Raw genomic sequence first — 24,870 nt, forward strand, 5'->3', positions numbered from 1 at the left:
CCTCATGTACCACGCCGTGTCGGCGGAGCCGAGCGAGGCCACCCGCACGCTGTCGGTGACGCCCAGGGCGTTCGCCGAGCAGATGGCGGCCGTCGCGGACCTCGGCCTCACCCCGCTCGACACGGCCCAGCTGGCCGCCTGCTGGCGCACGGGACGCCCGCTGCCCGCCCGGCCCGTGCTGATCACCTTCGACGACGGCTACGAGGGCGTGCACCGGCACGCCCTGCCCGTGCTCGCCCAGCACGGCTTCCCGGCCACCGTGTTCGTCTCGACCGGCTGGCTGCGCGGCCCGTACGGCACCGGCGGCGCCCCGGACACCATGCTCGACTGGGACCAGGTCCGGGAACTGTCCGCCGCCGGGGTCGAGATAGGCGGCCACAGCCACACCCACCCGCAACTCGACCAGCTCCCGGACGACGCGCTGCGCCGGGAGCTGATCCTGTGCAAGGAGATCGTCTCGGACCTCCTCGGCGCGGCCCCGGCCTCGTTCGCCTACCCGTACGGCTACTCCAGCCGCCGGGTGCGCGAGGCGGTGCGCGAGACGGGGTACGCCCAGGCGCTCGCCGTCGGCAACACCCTCGCCCGGCGCCGGCAGGGACCGTACGCGCTGCGCCGGGTCACCGTGCGGCGCGGTACGGGCGCCGAGGAGTTCCTGCGGCTGCTCGAAGGCCGCGCGCTCACCCGTACGTTCGCCCGGGACCGCGCCCTCACCAAGGGCTACGCCATGGTCCGCAGAGCCCGACAGGTCCGCCGGAAGGCCATCCGTTCCCGTGTCTGACACGACGACCACGACCGAGACCCCGCCGTCCGAGACCGAGCCGCCCGAGCACTCGGGGCGCGGCAACCAGCTGTTCCGCAACGCCTACGCCCTGATGCTCAACACCGGCATCTCCGCGGTGCTCGGTCTCGGTTTCTGGCTGGCCGCGGCCCGCTACTACTCGGAGTCGGCGGTCGGCCAGGGGTCGGCCGCGATCGCCGCGATGAAGTTCCTCGCGGGCCTGACCGCGGTGACCCTGACCGGGGCGCTGGCCCGGTTCATCCCGGTCGCGGGCCGGGCCACCGGACGGCTGATCTTCCGTACGTATGCGGGCAGTTCGGTGATCGTGGCGCTGGCGGCGGGCGTCTTCCTGGTCACGCTGGACCTGTGGGGGCCGTCGTACCGGTTCCTGGACGGGCCGGTCAACGGGCTCGGGTTCATCGTGGCCGTCGTCGCGTGGAATCTACTGACCCTCCAGGACGGGGTGCTGACCGGGCTGCGCAGCGCGCTGTGGGTGCCGGTGGGCAACACCGCGTTCTCGGCGGTGAAGCTGGGCGTGCTGGTCGCCTTCGCGGCGGCTGTCCCGACGACCGGGGTGTTCGTCTCCTGGGTCGCGGCCATCGCGATCTCGGTGCTGCCGCTGGGCTGGCTGGTGTTCCGGCGGCTGGTGCCCCGGCATGTGAAGTCGACCGAGGAGCACGCCAAGCAGCCCTCGCTGCCGGAGATCGGCAGGTTCCTCGCGGGCGACTACACCGGCTCGCTGTTCTCGCTGGCCGTGGTCTATCTGATCCCCGTGATCGTGGCCGCGCAGGTCAGCTCCGAGAACAACGCCTACTTCTACATCACCGCCACCATCGGCGGCACGGTCAACCTGCTCGCCATCAACATGGGCGCCTCCCTCACCGTCGAGGGCTCGCACGATCCGGCCCGGCTCGCCGCCAACACCCGGGCCGCGCTCGAGCGCATGGCGAAGATCATGATCCCGGTGGCGGCGGTCCTGTTCTTCGGGGCGCCGTGGATCCTCGGTGTGTTCGGCCCCGGGTACGCGGACGCGGCGACCCCGCTGCTGCGCTGGTTCGCCCTCGGCGGGCTGCTGCGGGTCGTGATGGAGACGTACTTCGCGGTGCTGCGCGCGCAGAGCCGCACCGCGGGACTGGCCTGGCTCCAGGGCCTGTTGTGCGCGCTGGTGCTCGGGCTGACCCTGCTGCTGCTCCCCCGGATGGGGCTGACCGGTGCGGGGGTCGCCGAGATCTGCGCGCTGGCGGTGATCGTGGCCATCGCCGCGCCCAAGCTGTACCGGACGGTGCGGACCACCCAGGACGAGGTGCCCGAGGGCCCGGCGGCCCACGGCGGCGCGCGGGCACATGAGTCCGCCGGTCGAGGCACCGCCCGGGTGCTGGACAGCGACACCCTCGCGCTCGGCATCCACGTCGACTTCGACCACCTGGACCGCCGCCCCGACGTCCGGCCGGGGCCCGGCACCCCGCCCACCGGGCTGCCCGCGGTACGGCGGCCCACCTGGGCGGCCGGGCTCCCGGCGGAAAGACGCGAGCCGGAGGTGGACGCGCCGTTCGAGACGGAGGAGAGAGCGGTCGTACCGCAGGTGCCGGAGCCCGTACGGGAGGAGCCCCCGGCCACGGCGGGCCCGACCGCGCTGCCCACCCGGCCCGGGGGCGTCCTCGGCTGCCTGCTGACCGCCGCCCTGTTGCTGTACTGGGTGCCCGCGCTGCGGCTCGGCGAGGCCGACCTGGACGAGATGGGCGGCCTCGGCCTGGTCTCCGTGCTGCCCCTGCCGACGCTGGTCGGGGCCGGGCTGCTGGTCACGGTCTTCGCCTCGCTGCTCTGGCTCGGCCGTGAGCACCGGGCCCTGCTGCTGGTCACCCTGCTGGCGACCGTCGTCTCGCTGCACGCCCTGCCCGCGCTGATCGAGACCGAGCCGCGGTTCGCCACGGCCTGGCAGCATCTGGGCTTCCTCGACCACATCGACCGCACCGGGTCCGCCGTACCGGACCTGGACGCGCGCTGGAGCTGGCCCGGCTTCTTCGCGGTCGCCGCGTTCGTGGCGCGGTCCTGCGGGGTCTCGGATCTCACCGAGGTCATCCGCTGGTGGCCGCTGACCATGCAACTGCTGTACCTGGCCCCGATGTTCCTGCTGACCCGCTCCCTGCGGGCGAGCTGGCGGGCGCGCTGGACCGGCGTCTGGGTGTTCGTGCTGAGCGGCTGGGTGGGCCAGGACTACTTCTCGCCGCAGGGCTTCACCTATCTCCTCTATCTGGTGTTCGCGGCGATCCTGCTGGTGTGGTTCCGGGCGCCGCGGGTGATCTGGACGACGGTGCGGCCGGGCGAGCTGGAGGTCGAGCCGACGGACCGGCGGCAGCGGGCGGTGCTGCTGCTGGTGGTCATCGGGCTGTTCGCGGTGAGTGTGCCCGCCCACCAGCTGACCCCGTTCGTGATGCTCGGCGTGCTGGCGGTGCTGGTGCTGGTCGGCCGCAGCGAACTGCGCGGCCTGCCCGTGCTGTTCGGGGTGATGGTGGTGTCCTGGATCGGCTTCATGGCCGAGCCGTACTGGTCGGGACACTTCGACGAACTCTTCGGCGGCGTCGGGGGCGTCGGCTCCAATGTGTCCTCGTCGGTCTCCGGCCGGATCGAGGGCGGCAGCTCCACCCACACCCTGGTGCTGTACACGCGCGTGCTGCTGGCCGGCTCGGTGATGGCCATGGCGTGCTGGGGCTGGTGGCGCCGCCGCGACCACAAGTACCGCGAGCGTTCCCTGCTGGTCCTCACCTTCGTCCCGTTCCTCGGCTTCGGCATGCAGAGTTACGGCGGCGAGATGGCGCTGCGCGTCTTCATGTTCGCGCTGCCCGGCGCGGCCCTGCTGGCCGGGCTCGCCCTGTTCCCGCGCACCGGCGTCACCGCCAAGGAGCGCGACAAGGACCGGGTGAGCCTCGCTCCACTGGCCGCGTTCCTGGCGGGCCTGGTGCTCATGGGCGGCTTCCTGGTGGCCCGTTGGGGCAATGAGCCGTTCGAGCGGGTCCGGCCGGGCGAGGTCGCGGCCATGGAGTACGTGTACGCCCATGACGATCCGAGCGTGCGGCTGCTGTGGCTGAGCAACGACCCGGTCAACGTCGTGACGCCGTCGATGCCGTGGGGCGCGCGGGACATGGAGAAGGTCGAGTACCTGCCGACGCTCGCGCCGGTCGACCCGGTGCTGGTGTCGGGCCTGGTCAAGGCGCTGAAGGACGCGGGCCCGAACTCGTATCTGATGATCAACCGCGGTCAGGTCACGTACCTGCGGATGGACGTCGGCTACTCGGAGAGCTGGGAGCCGCGGCTCCTGCGGAACCTGGACCGGCGCCAGGAGCTGAAGAAGGTCTTCGTCAACGAGGACGTGACCATGTACGCGCTGCGCAAGCAGCCCGCGGGCGAGGTCCCCGAGGCCGATCCCGGGCCGATCGGACCCCGGGTGACCTGGACGCCCTGGTCGGTGGTCGGGGCGCTGGCGGCGCTCGCGCTGATCGTGCTGCTGGCGGCGCGCGAGGTGGTCCGGGTGGCGGCGCGGCCGAGCGTGCGCCAACTGCGGTGGCTGCAGGGCAGCTTCTGGTTCTCGCTGCCGCTGCTGGCGGTGCTGCTGGCGTCGCTGGTGCAGCGGTTCCTGACGATCGAGTAGGGGTCAGGTGGCCCGGTCGAGCCACCTGACCTCGTAGGCCTGCAGCTTCAGACGCCTGCCGTCCACCGTGGCGGTCGTGGACCGGTCGAGGGTGTTGACGACCAGGGCCGTCCGGTAGGTGGCCAGGATCTTGATCTGCGGCGAGCCGGAGAGCGTCCGGTACTCGGTGCCCGGCGGGAACTCCGCGGCGAACCGGACCAGCAGGCCGTACAGCGGCAGTGTCCGCCCGCCGTCCGCGCCGCTGGTGGGCGTCCACAGGCAGCCGGGGCAGTCGGTGCCCTCCTCGGCCTGCGGGTTCCAGTAGAAGCCGGAGGTGGCACCGCCCTTGGCCATGGCGATCAGTCCGGTGGCGTGGACGGCGGCGCGCCGGGCCTCGGACCAGTCGTGGCGGTTGTCGTCGCCGTCGGCGGGCTCGACGTAGTACTCGGCCCACCACAGCGGCAGTTCACCGCCGGTCTGCCGGCGCACCCACTCCCCGACGGCCGTGAACTTGTCGGTGGCCGCGAACTCGTCGGGCAGCAGCTCGTCGTCCCGGGTGTAGCTGGAGCCGTCCACGACGACGAAGTCCGCGCCCGCCTTGTGCTCGTTCCAGTAGGAGAAGGCGTCGAGGACCCGTCGGTCCAGCGCGCCCCAACTGCCCCTGAAGCTCGGGGAGGCGTGCTCCTCGCGGGGATCGAGGCTGTCCATCACCAGATACGGTCCGCCGACCATGATGTCCGGGTCGACCTTCTTCAGCGCCCGGTGGACCAGGTTGTACAGCTCGGTGTAGCCCTCGTGGTCCCAGCGGCCCTCGGCGTCGTTCCAGAAGCCCTTGAACTCGTTCCAGACGATGAAGTGCCGGACGTCCGGATAGCGTCGGGCGACGGTCGCCGCGAGCGCGGCGAAGTCGTCGAAGTGCTCGGGCTCGGGCGCGGTCTCCAGGGCGGCCTGGCGCCAGTCGGTGCTGTCGACGCCCGCCTCACCGCCCTTCATCCAGTCCGGGGCGCAGCACAGGGTGACGACGGGGGTGCCGCCGGAGGCGCGGACGAAGTCGATCCGGCGGTCCATCGCCTCGAAGTCGTAACGGCCCCGCACGGGCTCGGGGTTGTCGGCGCCCCAGCCCATGATGTGCTGGATCTGCGGCATCCCGTCGGGCAGCCGCTGCTCGACCCGCCGCACGGCCGCCGCGTCGCCCTCGTCGGCGCTGAATTGGGTGTGGGTGAACCCCCAGCCCACCTCCGGGTCCGTGGCGTCCGGCGGGGTGGTCGGGGTGCCGTGCACCTTGTCGCCGTCGCGGGTGGTGCCCTCGGTGCTCGCGCCGCCTCCGGGCAGCGAGTTGAGCAGGGTCACCACCAGGGCCAGCGCGGCCACCCCCACACCGAGCAGTGCGGTGAGCCGCCACCGCCGTGCCCCCGAATTCCACCCATGTCGTCCCATCGAGGGCAACGGTACGGGGGTGACGGGCGCGAGGGCAGGCTTCTGCGGAGAACAGTTCCGCGGCCCTGCCCGGGGACGGCGTCCGGGGCAATTCCGGTGCGCGAGGAGCGTTCGTGCCGGATCATGACGGCATGTCTGCGAACCCACACGACGCTCTGCCGATCCGGCTCAACGTCGACGACAGCGACTCGCCGTCCGACGTCGTCGACGCGCTGTTCCTCGGCCGCTTCGCGACGGGCGAGCAGCCTTACTCGCACGCGGCGAACATCGACCGCGTACGGTCCGGCGCGACCTTGATGCCGCCCGGCGCCCGGGTGCTGCGGATGGCCCGCGACGACGACCGCAGCGCGACCCTCGCCGAGGGCGACGGCTGGACCGTGCTGGTCTCCCGCTGGAACCGCGGCGCCGACGTCACGGTCACCGCGACCAGCGCGGAGCTGGCCGAGAAGATCCTCGACCAGGCCACGGACGGCGCGGCGGACGAACCCGAACCGCAGCCGGAGAACGTGACCATGGGCTTCTGGTACGTCTCCCCCAGGCGCGGCCCGCACCGCACGACCCGCCAGATCTCCGCCGGCACCTGGGACGAGGTCCGCGTCAACTACACGGCACCGGTGGCGGACGCGATGGACCGCCTGATGAAGACCACCCCGGAGGACATCGCGGGCCGGCTGCTCCTGCTGCACGGCCCGCCGGGCACCGGCAAGACGTCCGCGCTGCGCACGCTCGCCCGGTCCTGGCGGGACTGGTGCCAGGTGGACTGCGTCCTGGACCCCGAGCGGCTGTTCAGCGACGTCGGCTATCTGATGGACATCGCGATCGGCGAGGAGGACGGCACCGGCAAGGGACGCTGGCGGCTGCTGCTCCTGGAGGACTGCGACGAACTGATCCGCGGCGAGGCCAAGCACACCGCGGGCCAGGCGCTGTCCCGGCTGCTGAACCTCACCGACGGACTGCTCGGGCAGGGCCGCAACGTCCTGGTCGGCGTCACCACGAACGAGGACCTGGAGCGCCTGCACCCGGCCGTGGTCCGCCCCGGCCGCTGTCTGGCCCGGATCGAGGTCGGCCCGCTGACCCGCACCGAGGCGGTGGGCTGGCTGGGCACCGAGGAGGGCGTGGGCCGCGAGGGCGCCACCCTCGCGGAGCTGTTCGCGCTGCGTCGGGGCACCTCCCCGACGTCCCTGCCGGAGCCGCGGCCGGGGGCGGACGCGGGCCTGTACCTGTAGTGCTTTCATGAAGGTATGACCGTCTACGTCGGCACCTCGGGGTGGCAGTACAAGGACTGGCGGGACGTGCTGTACCCGCCGGGCTGTCCGATGCGGCTCTGGCTGGAGGAGTACACGGCCCACTTCACGACGGTCGAGCTCAACAACGCGTTCTACCGGCTGCCGTCGCGGGAGAACTTCGAGTCGTGGCGGGAGAGGGTGCCCGGGGACTTCGTGGTGGCGGTGAAGGCGAGCCGCTATCTGACGCACATCAAGCGGCTGCGGGAGCCGGAGGAGCCGGTGGACCGCCTGATGACGCACGCGCGGGGACTGGGCGACCGGCTGGGCCCGGTGCTGCTCCAGCTCCCCCCGACCCTGCGCGGGGACCCGGGCCTGCTGGACGCGTGCCTCGCCTGCTTCCCGTCCGGCACCCGGGTGGCGGTGGAACCGCGGCACGACTCGTGGTGGACGCGGTCGGTGCGCGAGGTCCTGCGGTCGCGGGGCGCGGCCCTGTGCTGGGCGGACATCCAGGCCCGCCCGGTCACCCCGCTGTGGCGCACCACCGACTGGGGCTACGTCCGCTTCCACCAGGGCCGGGCCCAGCCGTGGCCCCGCTACGGCCGGCAGTCGCTGGCGACGTGGGCGGCCCGGATCGCGGACACCTGGCCGGACGGCCGGGACGTGTACGCGTACTTCAACAACGACCCCACAGGGGCGGCGGTGCGGGACGCGGCGGTGTTCGCCCGGCTGGCGGCGAAGGCGGGGCTGACGGTGACCCGGACGCCCGACCGGGTGCCCGCTTCCTAGATCACTCCTCGTAGGCCGCCCGCAGCGCGTCCCGTACGGCGTCCAGGGCGTCCCCCTCGGCCAGCCCCAGCCGCCGCACCCGCTCCGCGTACGCCTGGGCGGCCGTCGCGGCTTCCCGTTCCGCGGCGGAGCCGGCCGCGGCCACGAAGGTTCCGTTGCGACCCCGGGTCTCGATCACGCCGTCCGTCTCCAGCGCCCGGTACGCCTTGGCGACCGTGTTCGCGGCGAGCCCCAGCGACTCCGCGAGGCCCCGCACCGTGGGCAGCCGGTACCCCACCGGCAGCACTCCGGTCCGCGCCTGCTCGGAGATCTGGGCCCGCACCTGCTCGTACGGCGGCGCGCTGTCATCGATGTGGATCTTCAAGGTCACGGCACCGATTGTCCCGTACCGGCGGGAAAATGAGAGGCACACGGGTGCGGACCGCCCGTAACGTGCGCCCCATGACCGTCATCGTGCGCGAGATCAGCCCCGGAGTCCGTGCTGACCTGGAGGGTTTCGCCGCTGTCCGGCGCAGCGCGCTGCCCTTCTACCTCATCACCCCGGACTCCCTGGCCCACGACCTCGCCCACTTGCATCCCGACGCCCGCTACCGGCCGCTCGTCGCGGAGGAGGACGGCGAGATCATCGGCTCCGCGCAGGTCGGCCTGCTGCACGAGAACCCCGGTCCGGTCCAGGGCTTCGTCAACGTGTACGTGCGCCCGGATCGCACCCGCCGCGGTGCGGGCGCGCTCCTGGTCCGCGCCGCCGAGGAGTATCTGGCCGGTCTCGGCGCGACCCGGCTGCTCGCCTGGGTCCTGGACGAGCCCGGCAACCGGGCCTTCGCCGAGGCCCGCGGCTACCGGGTGGGCCGTTCCGCCCACTTCCTGCGGCTCGACCTGGCGCACGGCACGCTTCCGCCGCTCCAGGACCCCCCGCCCGGCGTCGAACTGCGCCCCGCCTCCGATTTCGCGGGCGATCCGCGCCCGGTGTACGCGCTGGACGCGGAGACGACGGCCGACGAACCCAGCGAGGCCGGCGCCGCCGAGCTCACGGACTACGAGTCGTGGCTGGAGGAGACCTGGCACCACCCGCTCACCAACCTGGAGCTGACCACGATCGCCCTGGTGGACTCCGTGCCCGCCGCCTTCACCGCCGCCCGCACGGACGGCGGCACCCGGTACCACACCGGCATGACCGGCACGGCCCGCGCCTTCCGCGGCCGGGGCCTGGCCAAGCTCGCCAAGAACGACTCCCTGCACCGGGCGCGCGCGGCCGGGTACACGGAGGCTTTCACCGGCAACGACACCGGCAACGAGCCGATGCTCGCGATCAACCGGTGGTTCGGATACGAGGTCTGCGCGACGGAGGTGCGCTATGTCCGTGAACTCGGCTGAGCCGGGAACCACGGTGGACGTCGTCCTGCTCAAGGGCGGCCGGCAGAAGATCCGCTACCCCGCCGAGCTGCTCCAGGACGACGGCACCCGGATCGTCGTGCGGGCGGACTTCGCGGGCACCAAGGTCCGCGACTTCGGGTTCGTGCGCTTCGAGCCGGGTGACGTCTTCACCGAGTACTACTGGCGGGACCGCTGGTACGCGGTGATGGAGGTACGCGGCCCGCACGGCACCCTCAAGGGCTGGTACTGCGACATCGCCCGCCCGGCGACGCTCGTCGGCACGGAGCTGACCGTGGAGGACCTCGACCTGGACCTGTGGCGCTCGGCGGACGGGACGGACGTGCGACGGCTGGACGAGGACGAGTTCGAAGAGAGCGGTCTGCGGGAATCGGACCCCAAGGCGGCGGCCGCGGCACTGGCCGCCCTCGACACTCTGGAGAAGCTGGCCGTGGAGGGGGGTTTCGAGGCACTGCTGGCCTGACCGGGCCCGCGAGATTCGCGCAGCGTCATCAGCGAGTCACTTGGGGTAACAATTCCGGGACGCGTGCCCAGGATTGACGCGCGCCACTCACGGTCGAATCGTGAGAACGGCCACTGACAGAACGCCGCCGATGAGGAACCCTCGGCACAAGGGTCTACCTCCGTGACAACGCGGAACACGGTAGGCACTGAAGGAGGCAGCCATGCGCCGCATGACCGTGCAGAAGCCCCTGAAGAAGACGGACTCGCGCCGGATGGCGGGCGAGGAGGCCGACGATCGTCCCGCGGGACGACCCGAGGTCCGCAAGGACATCGCGCGCACATGGTGGCCGGACGGCTGACCGGCCCTTCACCCCAGCAGCCACGAACTCCAGCAGCCGTCCTCCCGCGCCCGCCCCGGGCGTCGGGGGGACGGCTTCGCTGTCGGCGCACAGACGGTCCGCGCGCCTACCTGAGCGCAGTCTGAGCACTCCCTTAAAGGGACCATAAGGATCTCCTCCACCCGCCTCCAGCAGGCGATTCCACGGTTTTCTCGGGCTAGCTTGCTGATCACCCCCTCGGGTTTCCGCCAAGCAACCGACGACCGTTCCCCAGGAGTTCCTCATGCCCGCACGCCGCAGGGTCGCCACCGCCGCCTCCGTCGCCGTGGTCGGCGTCGCGCCGCTCGCACTGACCGCGCTGGCCGCCGCGCCCGCCGCCGCGCACGGTTCGATGGGCGACCCGGTCAGCCGGGTGTCGCAGTGCTACGCGGAGGGCCCGGAGAGTCCGGCGTCCGCGGCGTGCAAGGCGGCCGTCGCGGCCGGGGGGAGCCAGGCGCTCTACGACTGGAACGGCGTCCGGATCGGCGACGTCGGCGGCCGGCACCAGGAGCTGATCGCCGACGGCGAGCTGTGCAGCGCGGGCAACGACGCGTTCAAGGGCCTGGACCTGGCCCGGGCCGACTGGCCGGCCACCGGCGTGCGCAGCGGGTCGTACACCTTCAAGTACCGCGTGACCGCCCCGCACACGGGCACCTTCAACGTGTACATCACCAAGGAGGGCTACGACCCCGCCCAGCCGCTGGCCTGGGACGACCTGGACCTGCAGAACCCGGTGGCGACGGTCACCGACCCGGCCGCGTCCGGCGGCTTCTACACCTTCTCCGGCACCCTGCCGAACCGTTCCGGCAAGCAGGTCCTGTACGCGGTGTGGCAGCGCTCGGACAGCCCGGAGGCGTTCTACTCCTGCTCGGACGTCACCTTCGGTGCCACGAGCGGCGGCGGTACGACGGAGGAGGGCGCGGAGGAGGAGGCGGAAGAGGCGGCCCCCGCCGCGCCCATCGCCTCCGCGCCTTCCGAGGAGCAGATCGAGGACGGCGCCGACGAGTCGACGATCGAGCACAACGGCCACGGCGACCAGGACGCCGAGACCTCGGCCGAGCCGGTCGCGGAGACCACGGCGGCGCCCACCGAGGCGGCCCCGGAGGCCGTCGCCAACCAGCCGAAGGCGGCCGGTGCCACCGAGAACCTCGCCGAGACCGGCGGCGACAGCAGCACCTCCTACCTCGCGATGGGCGGCGCCGGGGCGCTGGCCGTCGGCGCGGCGGCCCTGTTCCTGTCGGTCCGGCGGCGCGCGGTCGGCGGTGCCCGGCACGGCCGCTGACTCCTTGACTCCGGGGGCCTGACCGGCGGCTCAGGCCGGTCAGGCCCCCGGCGGGCTCAACTGAACGCCGACGCGCAGGTGGTGGGCCGGGCCCGCGCCGGATCGAGGGCGTTGGCCACCTCGTGGAAGGCGATCCGGTCGAAGAGACCGATCGCCAGATGCTCGGACAGGTCCACCGGGCACAGCTCCTGGAGCAGGACGTTGCGTACGTTCGCCCCGTCGAGGAACTGGCTGCGGTACGGCGTGACCACCTGGTCGTACTTGGTTGCGATCACCGTGTAGCGGACGCCGGGGACGGTGTCGCCGCCCTCGTTCAGCTTGGTGAGGAACGCGGAGCCGGCGATCTGGTCGGCGAGGGCGGGGGTGGCGGTGGAGAGCAGGTCCTCGGCGCCGGGGAAGTACGGCAGCAGGTTCGTCAGGCCGGACAGGTCGGTGCCGTGGTTGTCCGGCGCGATGCCGACGAGGGCGTTCACCTCGGCCGCTCCGCCGAGGAACCGCAGGTAGTAGCGGGGCATCATGCCGCCCTGCGAATGGCCGACGAGGTCGGCCTCGGCGGCGCCGGTCGCGGCGAGCACCTTGTCGACGAAGGCGTCCAGTTGCTCCGCCGACTTGTCGATCGGGCCGAGGCCGTGGAAGAACGGCACGCCCGGCAGCCGGCCGTAGTCGAGCGAGAAGACGCAGTAGCCGCGCTGGGTCAGATAGGGCGCGAGGCCCAGCCAGTTGTCGACGGAGTTGCCGAAGGTGCCGTGCACCAGGACGACGGGCCGGGGGTGGGCGGCGGACGGCTTGCAGGAGTAGTCGTTCCATCCGCCGCTCGGCGCCTCGGCGGCCTGCGCGGTGGTGGCGGGGACGACGGCGACCGCGGCGGTCAGCAGCAGCGCGGTCAGGGGTCTGAGCAGTCTCTTCCAGGGCAGCATCGGGTGATCTCCTTGCGGCTCAAGGGAGGTGCGATGGCCTTACGCCCTGTGATCCGGATCACGGGATACTGGTTCACTTGTCAAGTTACGAGTGAGTAGTTCAAGGGGGAAGTTACGCGTCAGTAAAAACTTCCAGTGGTAGTTGATGGGCCCTCACCAGGAGGGGCGCACCGGCCCCTTGGGGGCGATGTGCAGCAACCGCTCCCCCAGCGCGCGTACTTCCGCCTCCCCCAGCGCCGCGCTCCACTCCCGCACGACGTCCGCCGCCGCCTCCTCCGCGGCCCGTGTATGGGCCCACCCGCGCTCGGTCAGGACCAGCAGCCGGGCGCGCGCGTCCCGCGGGTGGGGCCGCCGCTCGACGTACCCCTTGCGCACGAGCTCGTCCACCAGCTGGCTCGCGGCCTGCTTGGTGACCCCGAGATGCCCGGCGAGGTCGGTGACGGTGGCCCCGCCCGCCGCGATCCGGGTGAACGCGAACCCGTAGGCGGACCTCCCCTCGAAACCGCGTGCGACCACCCCGTCGTTGATCCGTCGCACCAGCTCACCCGCGGTGGCGAGCAGCGCGAAGGACAGGGAGAGGGCCTCGGAGTTCTGCAGGGGAGCATCGGAGTTCTGCACGCAAGCATTGAAACACCCTTGACGAAAAGGTCAAGCAGCTTGACTATAGGTGCTGCACAACCAGTCAACCCACTTGACCATTCGCTTTCCCAGGGGGAGATCCATGCCCGTCATCCGCTCGACCGACGCCGTCACCCACGAGATCCACGGCGCCCGTTTCGTCTCGTACGCCACACCCCGCACCGGCAGCAAGGAGCTGTGCGCCTGGCGCGGCGAGATCCCGCCGGGCACGAAGGCACCGGCGCACACCGTGAACCGGGAGGAGATCCTGCACGTCCTGATCGGCAACCTGCGGATCACGCTGGACGGCACCACGACCGACATCACGGCGGGCGACACCCTGATCATCAACCCGGGCGCGACCCTGGCCGTCGAGAACCCGACCGAGCAGACCGCCCTGACGTGGGTCACCACCTCCATCGGCCTGACGGCGGACCTGCCCGACGGCACCCGCCTCACGCCCCCGTGGGCCAACTAGCCCCGAGCCGACAACAGTTCGGAGCGCACCCTGGCCGCTCACGCCGCCAGCGTCCCCGGCATGATCGCCCGGGGGCCGAACTTCGCCCGGGCCCGGTCCGCGACCTCCTCGATCCTGCGGACCTTCTCGTCGACAGGGTCGAAGCTGAGCTGATGGGAGGCCTGCTCGGCGGGGTCGAGCCCCTCCGCCCGCAGCGCCAGCACCCGCACCCGGGCGCGCTGCAGCCCCAGCCCCTCGTACATCCCGTACGCCACCCGGGTCAGCGCGGCGGAGTGCGCGGTCGGCTCCTTCAGCGACCGGCTGCGCGTCGTCGCCGACCGGTCCGCGTACCGCACGGTCAGCGTCAGCGTCCCGCACACCTTGTCCAGCGCCCGCAGCCGGGCCCCCAGCTCCTCCGCCGCCGAGAGCAGCGCGCGACGGTGCCGGTCGGCATCCAACTCGTCGCGTTCGAAGGGCCGTTCGGTGACGAGGGAGCGCGCCGCCCCGTTCGGCACCACCCGCCCGCGGTCCACCCCGTTCGCCTTCTCGTGCAGCTCGCGCCCCGCCTTCGCGCCGACCAGCCGCTGAAGCGTGGAGAGTGGCGCGGCGGCGACCCGGCCGAGGCTGTCCAGGCCGTACTCGCACAGCGTGCGGGCCGTGGCCGTCCCGACCCCCGGCAGCGCGGTGACGGGCTTGTCCGCGAGGAACTCCACCACGCCGTCCCGCTCCTCGGGGACGGCACAGGTCACCCCGGGCCGGGCCTCCCGCAGCGCCATCCGCGCCAGCATCGTCCCCGGCCCCGCCCCGATCACACAGTCCACGCCGTACCGGGCGAGCGCCCGTACCCGGATCACCGAGGCCAGCTCCACCGCGCTGCGCCCGAAGTACCGCTCGGCACCCCGCAGATCGGCCAGCGCCCCGTCCGGCGGCAACGCCTCGACGACGGGCGTGAACTCCTCCAGCAACCCGAGCAGGCCGGGCAGCGCCGCCTCGTACATCGGCGGCAGGTGGAAACGTACGCAGAGGATGGTCATCCCGCACTCCCCGGACTCTGGTGCCACAACTTCCTTGTCTGCGAGGGCTCCTGACCCGCGGGACGCAGATCGGCCCACGGATGCATCTCGTATCCGGTCGGCAGCTGGATGCGCCGGCCGCCGGTGGCGTCGCCCCTTCCCTCGGGCACGGGCTCCGCGAGCCGCGCCGCGACCACGTCGAGGCCGCCCTGCGCCCGCAGTTCGGCCAGCTCGGCGAGGTTCCACGCGGCGGCGCCCACCACGCTGAGGCTGCGCGGCCCGCGCCGCTGGACGACCCCGCGCACCAGCAGCAGCCAGGAGTGGAAGACGGTGTGCGCGCAGGCGTCGTGGGAGTCGTCGAAGAAGGCGAGGTCGACCAGGCCCGTGCCGTCGTCGAGAGTGGAGAAGATGACCCGCTTGCCGGACCGGATCGGCGGCGTCTGGGTGGCCGCCTTGGCGCCCGCCACCAGCACCGTCTCCCCGTGCCGCGCCTCGCGCAACCGGCGCGCGCTGACCACGCCCAACTCCTCCAGGAACTCCCGGTGGTCGTCCATCAGATTGCGCGAGGCGTCCATGGACAGCACACCCAGCTCGGCGCTGAGCTTCTCGGCGGAGGACAGATCGGGCAGCCCGGCGGGCGCGGTCTTCCGCCCGCCCGCCAGCGGGAGCTGGCCACCGCCCGCCCCGCGCGCTCCCCGGTGCAGCTCGGTCAAGTGCAGTTGCAGATCACGCCGGTTGGCGCCGAAGGCGTCCAGCGCGCCGACCCGCGCGAGCCGTCCGGCCAGGGGCCGGCTCGGCCGCGCCCGCTCCCAGAAGTCCAGCAGGGAGGCGTAGGGCTGCCCGGCCGCGATCCGCGCCGCCTCGGCCTCGCTGATGCCGTGCACGTCGGAGAGGGCGAGCCGCAGCCCCCACACCGCCGGGGATTCGGACACCAGTTCGATACGGTGGGTGACCGCGGACCGGTTCACGTCCAACGGCAGGATCGGCACCCCCCGCCGCCGCGCGTCCGCCAGCAGCAGCCGCTTCGGGTACATCCCGGGGTCGTGGGTGAGCAGCCCGGCGTAGAAGGCGGCCGGGTGGTGCGCCTTCAGCCAGGCCGACTGGTACGTCGGTACGGCGAAGGCGACCGCGTGCGCCTTGCAGAAGCCGTACGACCCGAAGGCCTCGACGATCTCCCAGGTCCGCTGGATCGTCTCGGCGTCGTACCCCTTGGCCGCCGCGTGCTGCGCGAACCAGAACCGGATCCGCCCCTGCGACTCCGGGTCGGAGAGCCCGCGCCGCACCCGGTCCGCCTCGGCGCGTCCGCAGCCGGTCATGATGTCGACGATGTCGATGATCTGCTCATGGAAGACGACGACTCCGTACGTCCCCTTCAGCGGCTCCTCCAGATCCGGGTGCGGACAGCGGACCGGCGCCCGCCCGTGCCGGGCCTCGATGAACGGCCGCACCATGTCGGCGGCGACCGGCCCCGGCCGGAAGAGCGAGATGTCGACGACGAGATCGTGGAAGGTGGCCGGCTGAAGCCGCCCGACCAGATCCCGTTGCCCCGGCGACTCGATCTGGAAGCAGCCGAGCGTCTCGGTGGAGCGGATGAGTTCGTACGTCGCCGGATCGCCCGGCGCCACTCCGTCCAGGTCGATCCGCTCCCCCGTCGCCCGCTCCACCTCCGCGACCGCGTGCGCCATCGCCGACTGCATCCGCACCCCGAGCACGTCCAGCTTGAGCAGCCCGAGGTCCTCCACGTCGTCCTTGTCGAACTGCGCCATGGGAAAGCCCTCGCCACTGGTCGGCATGACCGGCGTACGGGCGAGCAGGGAGGCGTCGGAGAGGAGCACGCCGCAGGGGTGCATGGCGACTCCGCGCGGCAGGGCGTCCAGGGCCTCGGTCAGCTCCCACAGCCGCCCGTACTTCTCCTTCTCCCCCGCCAGCGCGCGCAGTTCGGGCAGTTCCGCCAGCGCGGCCCGGGCGTCGCGGGCCCGGATGTGCGGGAAGGACTTGGCGATGCGGTCGATGTCGGCGGGGTCCATCGACAGGGCCGCGCCCACGTCCCGGATGGCGTGGCGCACCCGGTAGGTCTCCGGCATCGCGACCGTCGCCACCCGCTCGGTGCCGAACCGGCCGATGATCGCGCGGTAGACCTCCAGACGGCGGGCGGACTCCACGTCGATGTCGATGTCGGGCAGGACGAGCCGGCGCTTGGACAGGAAGCGCTCCATCAGCAGCCCGTGCTCGACGGGGTCGGCCTGCGCGATGCCGAGGAGATGGTTGACGAGCGAGCCCGCGCCGGAGCCGCGCGCGGCGACTCGGATGCCCATGTCCCGTACGTCGTCCACCACTTGACCGACCGTCAGGAAGTAGGTGGCGAAGCCGTGATGGGCGATGATGTCCAGCTCCCGGTGCATCCGCTCCCAGTAGGCGCGCCGGCCGGCATACCCCTTGCGCACCATGCCCGCCGCCGCCCGGGAGGCGAGCACCCGCTGGGCGGTACGGTGCCCCGCGCCGACGAGGTGCGGTTCGGGGAAGTGGACGGTGCCGATGCCGAGGTCGTCCTCGGGGTCGACCAGGCACTCGGCGGCCGTCGCCCGCGTCTGCTCCAGCAGCCGGTGGGCGGTGTCGCGCCGGAAGCCCGCGGCCTCCACGATCCGCTCGGCGGCGTGCAGCATGGCCCCGGGGTCCTTGAGCCAGGCCTCACCGGAGTCCAGTTCCTTGGTGGGGTCGATGGGGACGAGCCGGCGGGCGGCGTCCAGGACGTCGGCGACCGGGCCCTGGCCGGGGTCGGCGTAGCGGACGGCGTTGCTGAGCACCGGCCGGATCCCCTGCTCGGCGGCGAAGCCGACGGTACGCGCGGCAAGGCGCAGGGAGCCGGGTCCGGTGCCGTTGCGGCCGTGCCAGACGGTTTCCAGGCGCAGCGCGTCGCCGTAGACCTCCCGCCAGGGGGCCAGCAGCCGGGCCGCGCGGTCGGGGCGGCCGGCGGCGAGGGCGCGGCCGACGTCGGAGTCGGGACCGAGCAGGACGGTCAGGCCGTCGCCCCGGTTGGCGGCCCGGGGCAGCAGCGGTGAGCCGTCGCCGGCGTGCGATGCGGTGACGATTCTGCAGAGGTCGGCCCAGCCGCGGGCGCCGTCCCGGGCGAGGAAGGCGACCCGGGGTGTCGACTCGTCGACGAAGGCGCCCCCGCGCACCGGGGCGCGGCGCTTCTCCTCCCGCAGGGGCTCGACGGGCTCCACCGCCAGCTCCGTGCCGAACAGGGGGCGCACCCCCGCCTTCGCGCAGGCCTTGGCGAAGCGGACCGTGCCCGCGAGGGTGTCGCGGTCGGTGAGGGCGAGGGCGTCCATGCCCCGTTCGGCGGCACGCTCGGCCAGCCGCTCCGGATGCGAGGCGCCGTAGCGCAGGGAGAACCCGGAGACGGTGTGCAGATGCGTGAACCCGGGCATCCACACCTCCGATATCGAACATCAGTTCCCGACTGCCTCATCTCCACCATAGACCAAAACTCGAACGCTTGTACGACAACCGTTCGGCCCTCCCCCACCTGCGGAAACGCCCTCCCCCTCGGACTGTGGGGACATGACACAGAACGGCTTTCTCGGTGAGGTGAAGGACGCGGTCACCCCGCGTGCCACGCTGCTCGTCCTCGGCGTGATCGCCCTCCAGCTGCTGTTCATCGCGTCCTATGTGGGAGCCCTCCATGATCCGAAGGCGAAGGACGTGCCGTTCGGTGTGGTCGCGCCGGGGGCCGCGGCCGAGCAGGCGGTGACCCGGCTGGACCGGCTGCCCGGCTCACCGCTGGACCCGCGCACGGTCGCCGACGAGGCGACGGCCCGGGAGCAGATCATGAACCGGGACATCGACGGGGCGCTGATCGTCGACCCGGCCCGGACCACCGACACCCTCCTGGTCGCGAGCGGCGGCGGCGCCGTCCTCGCCACCACCCTGGAGCGGTACCTCACCACCCTGGAGTCCTCCCAGCAGCGGACCCTCCGGACGGTGGACGTGGCCCCGGCCTCACCGGACGACTTCGACGGGCTGTCGTCCTTCTACGTGGTCGTCGGCTGGTGCGTCGGGGGCTATCTGTGCGCCTCGATCCTGGCCATCAGCACCGGCGCCCGGCCCGCCAACCCGCGCCGTGCGGTGATCCGGCTGGTCGTGATGGCGCTGGTGGCGATCGCCGGCGGGCTGGGCGGTGCGGTGATCGTGGGGCCGATCCTGGACGCGCTGCCCGGCAGCGTCGTGGCGCTGTGGGGGCTCGGCGCCCTGGTCACCTTCGCGGTGGGGGCGGCCACGCTCGCCCTCCAGGGGGTCTTCGGCATCGTCGGCATCGGCCTGGCGATCCTGCTCGTGGTGATCGCGGGCAACCCGAGCGCGGGCGGCGCCCTGCCGCTGCCGCTCCTGCCACCGTTCTGGCAGGCGATCGGCCCGGCGCTCCCCCCGGGCGCCGGCACCTGGGTGGCCCGCTCGATCGCCTACTTCGACGGCAACGCCACGACGGCCGCCCTGCTGGTCCTGTCGGCCTGGGCGGCGGCAGGCATCGCGATCACCCTGCTGGCGGCAACGCGGCGCAAGAAGCGGAAGGACGAACGACTACCGACGGAGGCAAGGTAGCCCCGCCAGAAAGGGACACACACCCGCCACGAACGACAGACACCCGCCGCACGCAAAAGCCCCGCCCCTCGCGCGAGGGGCGGGACTTCACGAAGCGGAAAGAACCGTCAGCCGATCTGCGTACCCGTCGCGGACAGCGCCTCCGTCACCGACTGGAAGAACGTCTCCCCACCGGAGGTGCAGTCACCGCTCCCCCCGGACGTGAGACCGATCGCCTTGTCACCGGAGAACAGCGAGCCGCCACTGTCCCCGGGCTCGGCACAGACATCGGTCTGGATCAGCCCGTTGACGATGTCCCCGTTGCCGTAGTTCACCGTGGCGTCGAGCCCGGTCACCTTCCCCGAGTGCACCTGCGTGGTCGAGCCGCTCCGGGTGACCTCCATGCCGACCGTGGCCTCGGCCGCACCGGAGATCGCCTGCGTGGAACCGTTGTAGAGGTTGACCTCGCTCGGGTGCTCGACCTCACCCGCGTACTTGACCAGGCCGTAGTCGTTGTCCGGGAAGCTGGACACCTCGTTGGCCCCGAGCGCGTTCCCCTGCGCGTCCCGCCAGTTGGTGATGCCCTCGGTGCAGTGCCCCGCGGTCAGGAAGTACGGCTCACCGCCCTTGACCACGTTGAAGCCGAGGGAGCACCGGCCGCTGCCGTCGGTGATGGCGTCACCGCCCGCGATGAAGGGCTTGAACTCCCCCTTGGTGCGCTGGAGTTCCGCCACCGATCCGAGCCCGTCGACGACCTCGCCGAGCTTGCGCCACTCGGCGTCGGAGACCGTGCGGTCGGCCGTGACGACGATTCTGTTGGTGGTCGGGTCGGTCACCCAGGAGGTGCCCGGAATGGTCGCGTCCTGCTTGAGCGTGCCGCGCGCGCTCCTGAGCTCCGCCAGGGAGTTCGCCACGACCCGCGCCTCGGCGCCGGCCGCCTCGACGGTTTCGGCCGCGGCCTTGTCCAGCACGTTCACGACGAGGTTCTTGTCCTGCGCGTCGTAGTAGGTGCCGGCCGCGGCGGTCCCGAGATCCTCGACCAGCGTCGAGGCGAGCTTTCCGGCCGCCGTGACCGACAGGGTCTCGGGCGTGGCGTCCGGCGAGGGCTCACTGGCGTTCGCAGTCTGGAAGGTGACACCCGCGGCCACCAGTGCGGCGATGCCCGCACCTGCCGCGGCGGCCCGCCGCTTGGGTATGCGTCGGTGCTTCAACTCACGTCCTCCTGTGGGGGGTCGGTCCGGAGGCTGTGGGGGCCCCGCGAACCGGAAGGCGTACGGACACGGAGGCGGCGTACAGCAAAAAGCCGCGTCCGTGCCGGTTGATCGGCGCCTACTATTCCGAGGCGCACAGGCCGCACACAAGGTCGACTTCCGGACGTGCACACGGCCACCACACCGCACCCCCGCCGCCTTGACCGTGCACGGTCACCCCAGGCGGCTTCGCACTGCAAACACTACGAGCGAGTAACTCGTATGCGGCGCGTGAGGTCTGCTCCTGTCCTGAAATCGCCTTTCGCGCCTCGGACATGGGTGAGCCCCCGCACGGCACTGCGTGCGGGGGCTCGGTTGCTGCCGGCTGCGGAGCGGAGAGCGGGGTGTCTCTAGTGGACGCTCATCCCGTAGGCGTTCAGGGCCTCCACGACGGGCTGGAAGAAGGTCGTGCCGCCGGAGGAGCAGTTGCCACTGCCGCCGGAGGTCAGACCGTACGCGGTGCCGTTGCTGCCGTAGAGCGGGCCACCGGAGTCGCCGGGCTCGGCGCAGACGTTGGTCTGGATCATGCCGTAGACGACGTCACCGCCACCGTAGTTGACGGTCGCGTTGAGAGCGGTGACCCGGCCGGTGCGGATACCGGTGGTGGAGCCGTCACGGATGACGCTGGTGCCCACGCTCGGGTTGGCCGCCCGGACGATGTCCGTGTTGCCGGCGGTGCCCGACTTGGCGATCGAGGTGTTGGTGTAGCGCACCAGACCGTAGTCGTTCGTCGGGAAGCTGGAACCGGCGGTCGGTCCGAGGACCGTCGTACGGCCGGAGTTGGCGTACCAGGTGCCCGCGCCGTCGGTGCAGTGACCGGCGGTCAGGAAGTAGTCGGCGCCCGCGCTGTTGCGGACGTTGAAGCCGAGGGAGCAGCGCCAGCTACTCGCATAGATGGCGTCACCGCCGGCGATGTACTTCTGGAACTTGCCCGGGGTGTGCTTGATGGTCAGGGCGTCGGCGTCGCTGCCCGCCTGCTGCCGGATCTTGGCGATCTCGGCCTTGGAGACCGTGCTGTCGACGGTGACCACGACACGGTTGGTCTTGCTGTCGACGGCCCAGGCGGTGCCCGGCACGTCGGCCTTGAGCACGGAGCTGCTCGCGCTCTTCAGCTCGGCGGAGCTGAAGGTGGTGGGGGCGTCGGCCGCGGTCGCGCTGGGGATCGCGACGGCTGCGGCGGCTACGAGGCCGGTCGATACGGCGATCAGCCGGGTCCGTCTCGTCATGCCACTGCGGGGGGTGGTGCGCTTGATCCTCACTTTTCGTTCCTCCACATGGGAAGTCGGGGGCCCTCGTGGGGTTTCGGGCCCGTGAGGCGCAGCCAGGAGCCGGGGTGTCCGGATTCCGAACACGCCGTGCCCCTGACAAGCGCTGTGGGGGAGTATTCGGCGGCACGCCCGGCCCGCGCAAGAGCGCCTTTCGGCCGTCAATTTTTGAACGACCTGCGCTGCCGCCCTGGTTGCGGGCGTTCGACGGCGGCTCCGCTCAGCAGTTGCACCCACAATCGCAGCCGTCGCAGCCGCAGCTGTCACAGCAGTTCCCGCAACAATCGCAGCAGCTGCAGCAGTCGCCGCACCCGCTGCAATCGCAACTGTTGCAGAGCCCTTCCCGGCGCTGCCGCGACCAGGGGTCCTCGAATTCCCCGCAACACATCTGACAGGTACAAGCCAATCCGGCCCATACGGCGCACCCCGCGAGCAGTCCCCGGCGATCCCGCCGAGGCGGCTCCGGGGGCAGCGGCGGGCCACCCGGACCCCCGGGCGGCGCGTACGGCCCCGCCATGTGCGAGCACGACGGGCCGCCGAACGCCCGGTCCACCGACCGACGCAGCTCGTGCACCAGCAGCAGATGCGCCAGCTTCGGATCGGTGAAGGACACCTCGCGCAGCGCCAGCCGGATCCCGTGCAGCGCGTCATCGGCCAGCCGCCGGGCCTCCGCCAGGGACGTCCCCGTAGCGGTCAGCGGATTCCACGCCCCCGACGCCGCGTCGGCCTCCCTGTCCTCCACGGCGTCCAGCAGATGCGCCAGCCGCCCGAACAGCCGCCCCGCCTCGGCGAGCGGCTCGGCGTTGAGCGGACGCCCCGCCAGCACCGCCGTATGCGCGAAGGCCGCCGCCGTCGCCGTCTCGGTCGGCTCGGTCACCACCAGCAGCGAGGTCCCCGGCCCGGCCAGCGCCTCGATCCCGACCTGCCGGTCCACCGCGTCGACCAGCAGCCCGGTGTCGAACCCCACGGCAAGGCCACCGCGCGCCCCCGCGGCGCCCCAGCTGGAAGCGACCCGGCGCGCGGCCACCGCCACCGGCTTGCGCGCCAGCAGGCCGTCCCCGTCGGCGAGATGGTCACGTACCTTCGCGGAGGCCAGCACCAGCGACACCGCCGCCGCCAGCCGTGCCCCCTCCCCGCGCGCGACGGACGCGGTCCGCATCCCGCGCAGCGGACACGGCCCGGCCGTACGCCGCAGCCCTTCGTCCGCACCGGCCTGAGCCTCCGTCAGAACGGAGATCAGCAGCCCGTCGTAGTTCGTCACCACCCGTGCGAACTGCCCGTGGTCCCCGCGCAACGCCAGGCAGAGACCGCACAGATGAGCCATCCACTGACCGGCGAGACGCTCCCCGAGCCGATGGCGGCAGGGCCTGACTATTCCGAACACGACGCTCCCCCGTGGTTCGTACGACATTGAGCCGCCGCATCGTATCGGCCACCTCCGTGGCCGCTTTCACACCCTCCCGCTTCACCCGTACGCCCCGCGCCTCACCCATACGCCGCGAAGAATCATATTTCACTCACAGTCAGCAGCCATGCGTGGCAGGCCCCTTGGCGCGCTTGGGCTCTCGACGTATGCGCTGTGCACCAGTACCGTCACAAACCCCCCGCGCGGCGTCTATTCACTTGGCGCGCCGTCCGCATCATGGATGACCATAGGGATGCGGAAAGCAAGCAAGACCGCTGTGAGAGGAGGCGTCCATGGGATCGGTGCGCAAGGCGAGTGCCTGGCTGGGCCTCGTTGACGACAACGATGACGAGCGTTACTACGACGACGACTACTCCGAGGGGACCGATTCCGGGGATGCCTGGGTCACCGACCCGAGGGTCAAGGTGGCGGCCGACGTCGCCGAGGAGAAGGGCCGCCGGATCGGCACGGTGACCCCGGACAGCTTCCGGGACGCCCGGGCCATCGGCGAGCTGTTCCGGGACGGTGTCCCGGTCATCATGAACCTCACGGCCATGGAGGCCGGCGACGCCAAGCGCGTCGTGGACTTCGCGGCCGGCCTGATCTTCGGTCTGCGCGGTTCCATCGAGCGCGTCTCCACCCGGGTGTTCCTGCTGACCCCGGCCGACACGGAGATCATCAACGGTGAGCCGGCCGCCCACCGGACGGACGGTTTCTTCAATCAGAGCTGAGGCAGGGCCGATCGCCGGCCCTGCCCCCTCGGGGTTCACCGGAAGGCATCGAGTCCGGTGAGCGCCTTGCCCAGCACGAGCTGGTGCATCTCGACGGTGCCCTCGTAGGTGAGCACCGATTCGAGGTTCGTCGCGTGCCGCATGATCGGGTACTCCAGCGAGATCCCGTTGGCACCGAGGATCGTCCGCGCCGTACGGCAGATGTCGATGGCCTCCCGGACGTTGTTGAGCTTGCCGAAGCTGACCTGCTCGGGACGCAGGCGGCCGGCGTCCATGCGCCGCCCCAGATGGTGGGCGAGCAGAATCCCCTTGTGCAGTTCGACCGCCATGTCGGCGAGTTTGGCCTGGGTGAGCTGGAAGCCACCGATGGGCCGCCCGAACTGCTCCCGTGACTTCGCGTACTCGACCGCGGTCTCGAAACAGGAGCGAGCCGCGCCCATGGAACCCCATACGATGCCGTAGCGCGCGTGCGAGAGGCAACTGAGCGGTCCGCGCAGGCCGGTGACCTCGGGCAGGACCGCGTCGGCGGGCAGCCGCACCTCGTCCAGCACCAGTTCGCTCGTCACCGAGGCGCGCAGGGACAGCTTGTGCTTGATCACGGGGGCCGAGAAGCCGGGGCTGTCCGTCGGCACGACGAAACCGCGCATGCCGTCCTCGGTCTGCGCCCAGACGACGGCGACCCCGGCGACGGATCCGTTGGTGATCCACATCTTGCGGCCCGTCAGGACCCAGTCGCCGCCGTCGCGTTTGGCGTACGTCCGCATGGAGGCGGGGTCGGAGCCGTGGTCCGGCTCGGTGAGCCCGAAGCAGCCGATGACCTCGCCGGAGGCCATCCGGGGCAGCCAGTTCTGCTTCTGCTCCTCGCTGCCGTAGCGGTGGATGGCGTACATGGCGAGGGAGCCCTGCACCGAGACCAGGGACCGGATGCCGGAGTCGGCGGCCTCCAGCTCCAGACAGGCGAGCCCGTACTGGACGGCGGAGGCGCCCGCGCAGCCGTAGCCGCTCAGCGACATCCCGAGGGCGCCGATGGAGCCGAGCTCACGGGCCAGTTCACGGATGCCGGGCACTTCCCCGGTCTCGTACCACTCGGCCACGTACGGCAGGACGCGGTCGGCGGCCCAGCGGCGTACGGTGTCGCGGACCGCGAGGTCCTCGGGCTGAAGGAGGTCGTCGATCCCCAGCGGATCGGCGGGATCGAACGGGGGCAACGGCATGGGAGACCCTCCGGCAGCTCAAAACTAGCAGCGCTAGTCACGGGTTGAAGGCCGACGTTACGACGCAGTCTTCCA

General features: G+C 71.9%; 21 protein-coding genes. 11 read left to right on the forward strand and 10 right to left on the reverse strand.

Features of this window, described 5'->3' with window-relative positions; translation table 11 throughout:
• The first annotated feature begins 4 nt into the window (after window positions 1-4).
• Both ACWD11_RS13730 and ACWD11_RS13735 read left to right on the forward strand, forming a co-directional pair.
• Window positions 5-778 carry a polysaccharide deacetylase family protein gene (locus ACWD11_RS13730; protein WP_451283049.1) on the forward strand — a complete coding sequence of 258 codons (774 nt, stop codon included), beginning with the start codon at window positions 5-7 and terminating at the stop codon, window positions 776-778.
• On the forward strand, window positions 771-4,424 hold the full coding sequence (locus ACWD11_RS13735) for a lipopolysaccharide biosynthesis protein (protein WP_451283050.1): 3,654 nt from the start codon (window positions 771-773) through the stop codon (window positions 4,422-4,424). The genes ACWD11_RS13730 and ACWD11_RS13735 overlap by 8 nt, the downstream gene beginning before the upstream one ends.
• Before the next feature lie 3 nt (window positions 4,425-4,427).
• Here ACWD11_RS13735 and ACWD11_RS13740 read toward each other — a convergent pair whose 3' ends face one another.
• Window positions 4,428-5,840, reverse strand: coding sequence for a GH39 family glycosyl hydrolase (locus ACWD11_RS13740; RefSeq protein ID WP_451283052.1), 1,413 nt, complete (start codon window positions 5,838-5,840; stop codon window positions 4,428-4,430).
• A 131-nt stretch (window positions 5,841-5,971) separates the two neighbouring features.
• Between ACWD11_RS13740 and ACWD11_RS13745 the strand changes: the two genes are divergently transcribed.
• On the forward strand, window positions 5,972-7,066 hold the full coding sequence (locus tag ACWD11_RS13745) for a DUF5925 domain-containing protein (protein ID WP_389419458.1): 1,095 nt from the start codon (window positions 5,972-5,974) through the stop codon (window positions 7,064-7,066).
• Window positions 7,067-7,081: 15 nt separating this feature from the next.
• Window positions 7,082-7,852 carry a DUF72 domain-containing protein gene (locus tag ACWD11_RS13750; RefSeq protein ID WP_451283054.1) on the forward strand — a complete coding sequence of 257 codons (771 nt, stop codon included), beginning with the start codon at window positions 7,082-7,084 and terminating at the stop codon, window positions 7,850-7,852.
• Between the two features lies 1 nt (window position 7,853).
• Here ACWD11_RS13750 and ACWD11_RS13755 read toward each other — a convergent pair whose 3' ends face one another.
• Window positions 7,854-8,222 carry a GntR family transcriptional regulator gene (locus ACWD11_RS13755; protein ID WP_451283056.1) on the reverse strand — a complete coding sequence of 123 codons (369 nt, stop codon included), beginning with the start codon at window positions 8,220-8,222 and terminating at the stop codon, window positions 7,854-7,856.
• A 71-nt stretch (window positions 8,223-8,293) separates the two neighbouring features.
• Here ACWD11_RS13755 and ACWD11_RS13760 point away from each other — a divergent pair, with 71 nt between their 5' ends.
• The 4 genes from ACWD11_RS13760 to ACWD11_RS13775 all read left to right on the forward strand — a co-directional run bounded on the left by ACWD11_RS13760 (window position 8,294) and on the right by ACWD11_RS13775 (window position 11,347).
• Window positions 8,294-9,226, forward strand: coding sequence for a GNAT family N-acetyltransferase (locus ACWD11_RS13760; RefSeq protein ID WP_451283058.1), 933 nt, complete (start codon window positions 8,294-8,296; stop codon window positions 9,224-9,226).
• Window positions 9,207-9,707, forward strand: coding sequence for a DUF402 domain-containing protein (locus tag ACWD11_RS13765; protein WP_389419462.1), 501 nt, complete (start codon window positions 9,207-9,209; stop codon window positions 9,705-9,707). Before ACWD11_RS13760 ends, ACWD11_RS13765 begins: the two co-directional genes overlap by 20 nt.
• Before the next feature lie 202 nt (window positions 9,708-9,909).
• On the forward strand, window positions 9,910-10,047 hold the full coding sequence (locus ACWD11_RS13770) for a hypothetical protein (RefSeq protein ID WP_389419463.1): 138 nt from the start codon (window positions 9,910-9,912) through the stop codon (window positions 10,045-10,047).
• A gap of 262 nt (window positions 10,048-10,309) precedes the next feature.
• Complete coding sequence (locus ACWD11_RS13775) at window positions 10,310-11,347, forward strand: lytic polysaccharide monooxygenase auxiliary activity family 9 protein (RefSeq protein WP_451283060.1); 1,038 nt, start codon at window positions 10,310-10,312, stop codon at window positions 11,345-11,347.
• Between the two features lie 56 nt (window positions 11,348-11,403).
• Here ACWD11_RS13775 and ACWD11_RS13780 read toward each other — a convergent pair whose 3' ends face one another.
• The gene (locus ACWD11_RS13780; protein ID WP_451283062.1) at window positions 11,404-12,264 is read right to left on the reverse strand and encodes an esterase/lipase family protein; all 861 of its coding nucleotides are present in this window, start codon (window positions 12,262-12,264) and stop codon (window positions 11,404-11,406) included.
• Between the two features lie 153 nt (window positions 12,265-12,417).
• On the reverse strand, window positions 12,418-12,861 hold the full coding sequence (locus ACWD11_RS13785; protein WP_389419531.1) for a MarR family winged helix-turn-helix transcriptional regulator: 444 nt from the start codon (window positions 12,859-12,861) through the stop codon (window positions 12,418-12,420).
• 124 nt (window positions 12,862-12,985) lie between these two features.
• Here ACWD11_RS13785 and ACWD11_RS13790 point away from each other — a divergent pair, with 124 nt between their 5' ends.
• On the forward strand, window positions 12,986-13,360 hold the full coding sequence (locus tag ACWD11_RS13790; protein WP_389419466.1) for a cupin domain-containing protein: 375 nt from the start codon (window positions 12,986-12,988) through the stop codon (window positions 13,358-13,360).
• A 38-nt stretch (window positions 13,361-13,398) separates the two neighbouring features.
• On the opposite strand, the gene ACWD11_RS13795 is transcribed toward ACWD11_RS13790, so the two are convergent.
• Both ACWD11_RS13795 and ACWD11_RS13800 read right to left on the reverse strand, forming a co-directional pair.
• Window positions 13,399-14,373 (reverse strand): DNA polymerase Y family protein, encoded by a 975-nt coding sequence (locus ACWD11_RS13795; protein ID WP_389419467.1) that lies wholly within the window; start codon window positions 14,371-14,373, stop codon window positions 13,399-13,401.
• Window positions 14,370-17,783: a DNA polymerase III subunit alpha gene (locus tag ACWD11_RS13800; RefSeq protein WP_451283064.1), complete on the reverse strand. Its 3,414-nt coding sequence runs from the start codon at window positions 17,781-17,783 to the stop codon at window positions 14,370-14,372. The genes ACWD11_RS13795 and ACWD11_RS13800 overlap by 4 nt, the downstream gene beginning before the upstream one ends.
• A gap of 133 nt (window positions 17,784-17,916) precedes the next feature.
• On the opposite strand from ACWD11_RS13800, the gene ACWD11_RS13805 reads away from it, so the two are divergent.
• Window positions 17,917-18,951 carry an ABC transporter permease gene (locus ACWD11_RS13805; protein ID WP_389419469.1) on the forward strand — a complete coding sequence of 345 codons (1,035 nt, stop codon included), beginning with the start codon at window positions 17,917-17,919 and terminating at the stop codon, window positions 18,949-18,951.
• Window positions 18,952-19,058: 107 nt separating this feature from the next.
• On the opposite strand, the gene ACWD11_RS13810 is transcribed toward ACWD11_RS13805, so the two are convergent.
• From ACWD11_RS13810 to ACWD11_RS13820, 3 genes are all read right to left on the reverse strand, one after another.
• On the reverse strand, window positions 19,059-20,141 hold the full coding sequence (locus ACWD11_RS13810) for a S1 family peptidase (protein WP_451283066.1): 1,083 nt from the start codon (window positions 20,139-20,141) through the stop codon (window positions 19,059-19,061).
• Window positions 20,142-20,530: 389 nt separating this feature from the next.
• Window positions 20,531-21,439: a S1 family peptidase gene (locus ACWD11_RS13815; protein WP_451283068.1), complete on the reverse strand. Its 909-nt coding sequence runs from the start codon at window positions 21,437-21,439 to the stop codon at window positions 20,531-20,533.
• A gap of 226 nt (window positions 21,440-21,665) precedes the next feature.
• On the reverse strand, window positions 21,666-22,829 hold the full coding sequence (locus ACWD11_RS13820; RefSeq protein WP_451283070.1) for a DUF5685 family protein: 1,164 nt from the start codon (window positions 22,827-22,829) through the stop codon (window positions 21,666-21,668).
• A 314-nt stretch (window positions 22,830-23,143) separates the two neighbouring features.
• Here ACWD11_RS13820 and ACWD11_RS13825 point away from each other — a divergent pair, with 314 nt between their 5' ends.
• Window positions 23,144-23,581 carry a cell division protein SepF gene (locus ACWD11_RS13825; protein WP_389419473.1) on the forward strand — a complete coding sequence of 146 codons (438 nt, stop codon included), beginning with the start codon at window positions 23,144-23,146 and terminating at the stop codon, window positions 23,579-23,581.
• A 35-nt stretch (window positions 23,582-23,616) separates the two neighbouring features.
• Here ACWD11_RS13825 and ACWD11_RS13830 read toward each other — a convergent pair whose 3' ends face one another.
• Entirely contained in the window at window positions 23,617-24,795 is a 1,179-nt protein-coding gene (locus tag ACWD11_RS13830; RefSeq protein WP_451283071.1) for an acyl-CoA dehydrogenase family protein, read from the reverse strand.
• Window positions 24,796-24,870: the final 75 nt, after the last annotated feature.

The sequence above is a fragment of the Streptomyces sp. NPDC002776 genome, assembly GCF_053592195.1.

Excerpts from the sequence above, each read along its gene's own strand:
- ACWD11_RS13730 (WP_451283049.1), top strand. The coding sequence starts at position 5 with ATGTACCACGCCGTGTCGGCGGAGCCGAGCGAGGCCACCCGCACGCTG.
- ACWD11_RS13740 (WP_451283052.1), bottom strand. The coding sequence starts at position 5,840 with ATGGGACGACATGGGTGGAATTCGGGGGCACGGCGGTGGCGGCTCACC.
- ACWD11_RS13745 (WP_389419458.1), top strand. The coding sequence starts at position 5,972 with ATGTCTGCGAACCCACACGACGCTCTGCCGATCCGGCTCAACGTCGAC.
- ACWD11_RS13750 (WP_451283054.1), top strand. The coding sequence starts at position 7,082 with ATGACCGTCTACGTCGGCACCTCGGGGTGGCAGTACAAGGACTGGCGG.
- ACWD11_RS13760 (WP_451283058.1), top strand. The coding sequence starts at position 8,294 with ATGACCGTCATCGTGCGCGAGATCAGCCCCGGAGTCCGTGCTGACCTG.
- ACWD11_RS13765 (WP_389419462.1), top strand. The coding sequence starts at position 9,207 with ATGTCCGTGAACTCGGCTGAGCCGGGAACCACGGTGGACGTCGTCCTG.
- ACWD11_RS13770 (WP_389419463.1), top strand. The coding sequence starts at position 9,910 with ATGCGCCGCATGACCGTGCAGAAGCCCCTGAAGAAGACGGACTCGCGC.
- ACWD11_RS13775 (WP_451283060.1), top strand. The coding sequence starts at position 10,310 with ATGCCCGCACGCCGCAGGGTCGCCACCGCCGCCTCCGTCGCCGTGGTC.
- ACWD11_RS13780 (WP_451283062.1), bottom strand. The coding sequence starts at position 12,264 with ATGCTGCCCTGGAAGAGACTGCTCAGACCCCTGACCGCGCTGCTGCTG.
- ACWD11_RS13790 (WP_389419466.1), top strand. The coding sequence starts at position 12,986 with ATGCCCGTCATCCGCTCGACCGACGCCGTCACCCACGAGATCCACGGC.
- ACWD11_RS13795 (WP_389419467.1), bottom strand. The coding sequence starts at position 14,373 with ATGACCATCCTCTGCGTACGTTTCCACCTGCCGCCGATGTACGAGGCG.
- ACWD11_RS13800 (WP_451283064.1), bottom strand. The coding sequence starts at position 17,783 with ATGCCCGGGTTCACGCATCTGCACACCGTCTCCGGGTTCTCCCTGCGC.
- ACWD11_RS13805 (WP_389419469.1), top strand. The coding sequence starts at position 17,917 with ATGACACAGAACGGCTTTCTCGGTGAGGTGAAGGACGCGGTCACCCCG.
- ACWD11_RS13825 (WP_389419473.1), top strand. The coding sequence starts at position 23,144 with ATGGGATCGGTGCGCAAGGCGAGTGCCTGGCTGGGCCTCGTTGACGAC.
- ACWD11_RS13830 (WP_451283071.1), bottom strand. The coding sequence starts at position 24,795 with ATGCCGTTGCCCCCGTTCGATCCCGCCGATCCGCTGGGGATCGACGAC.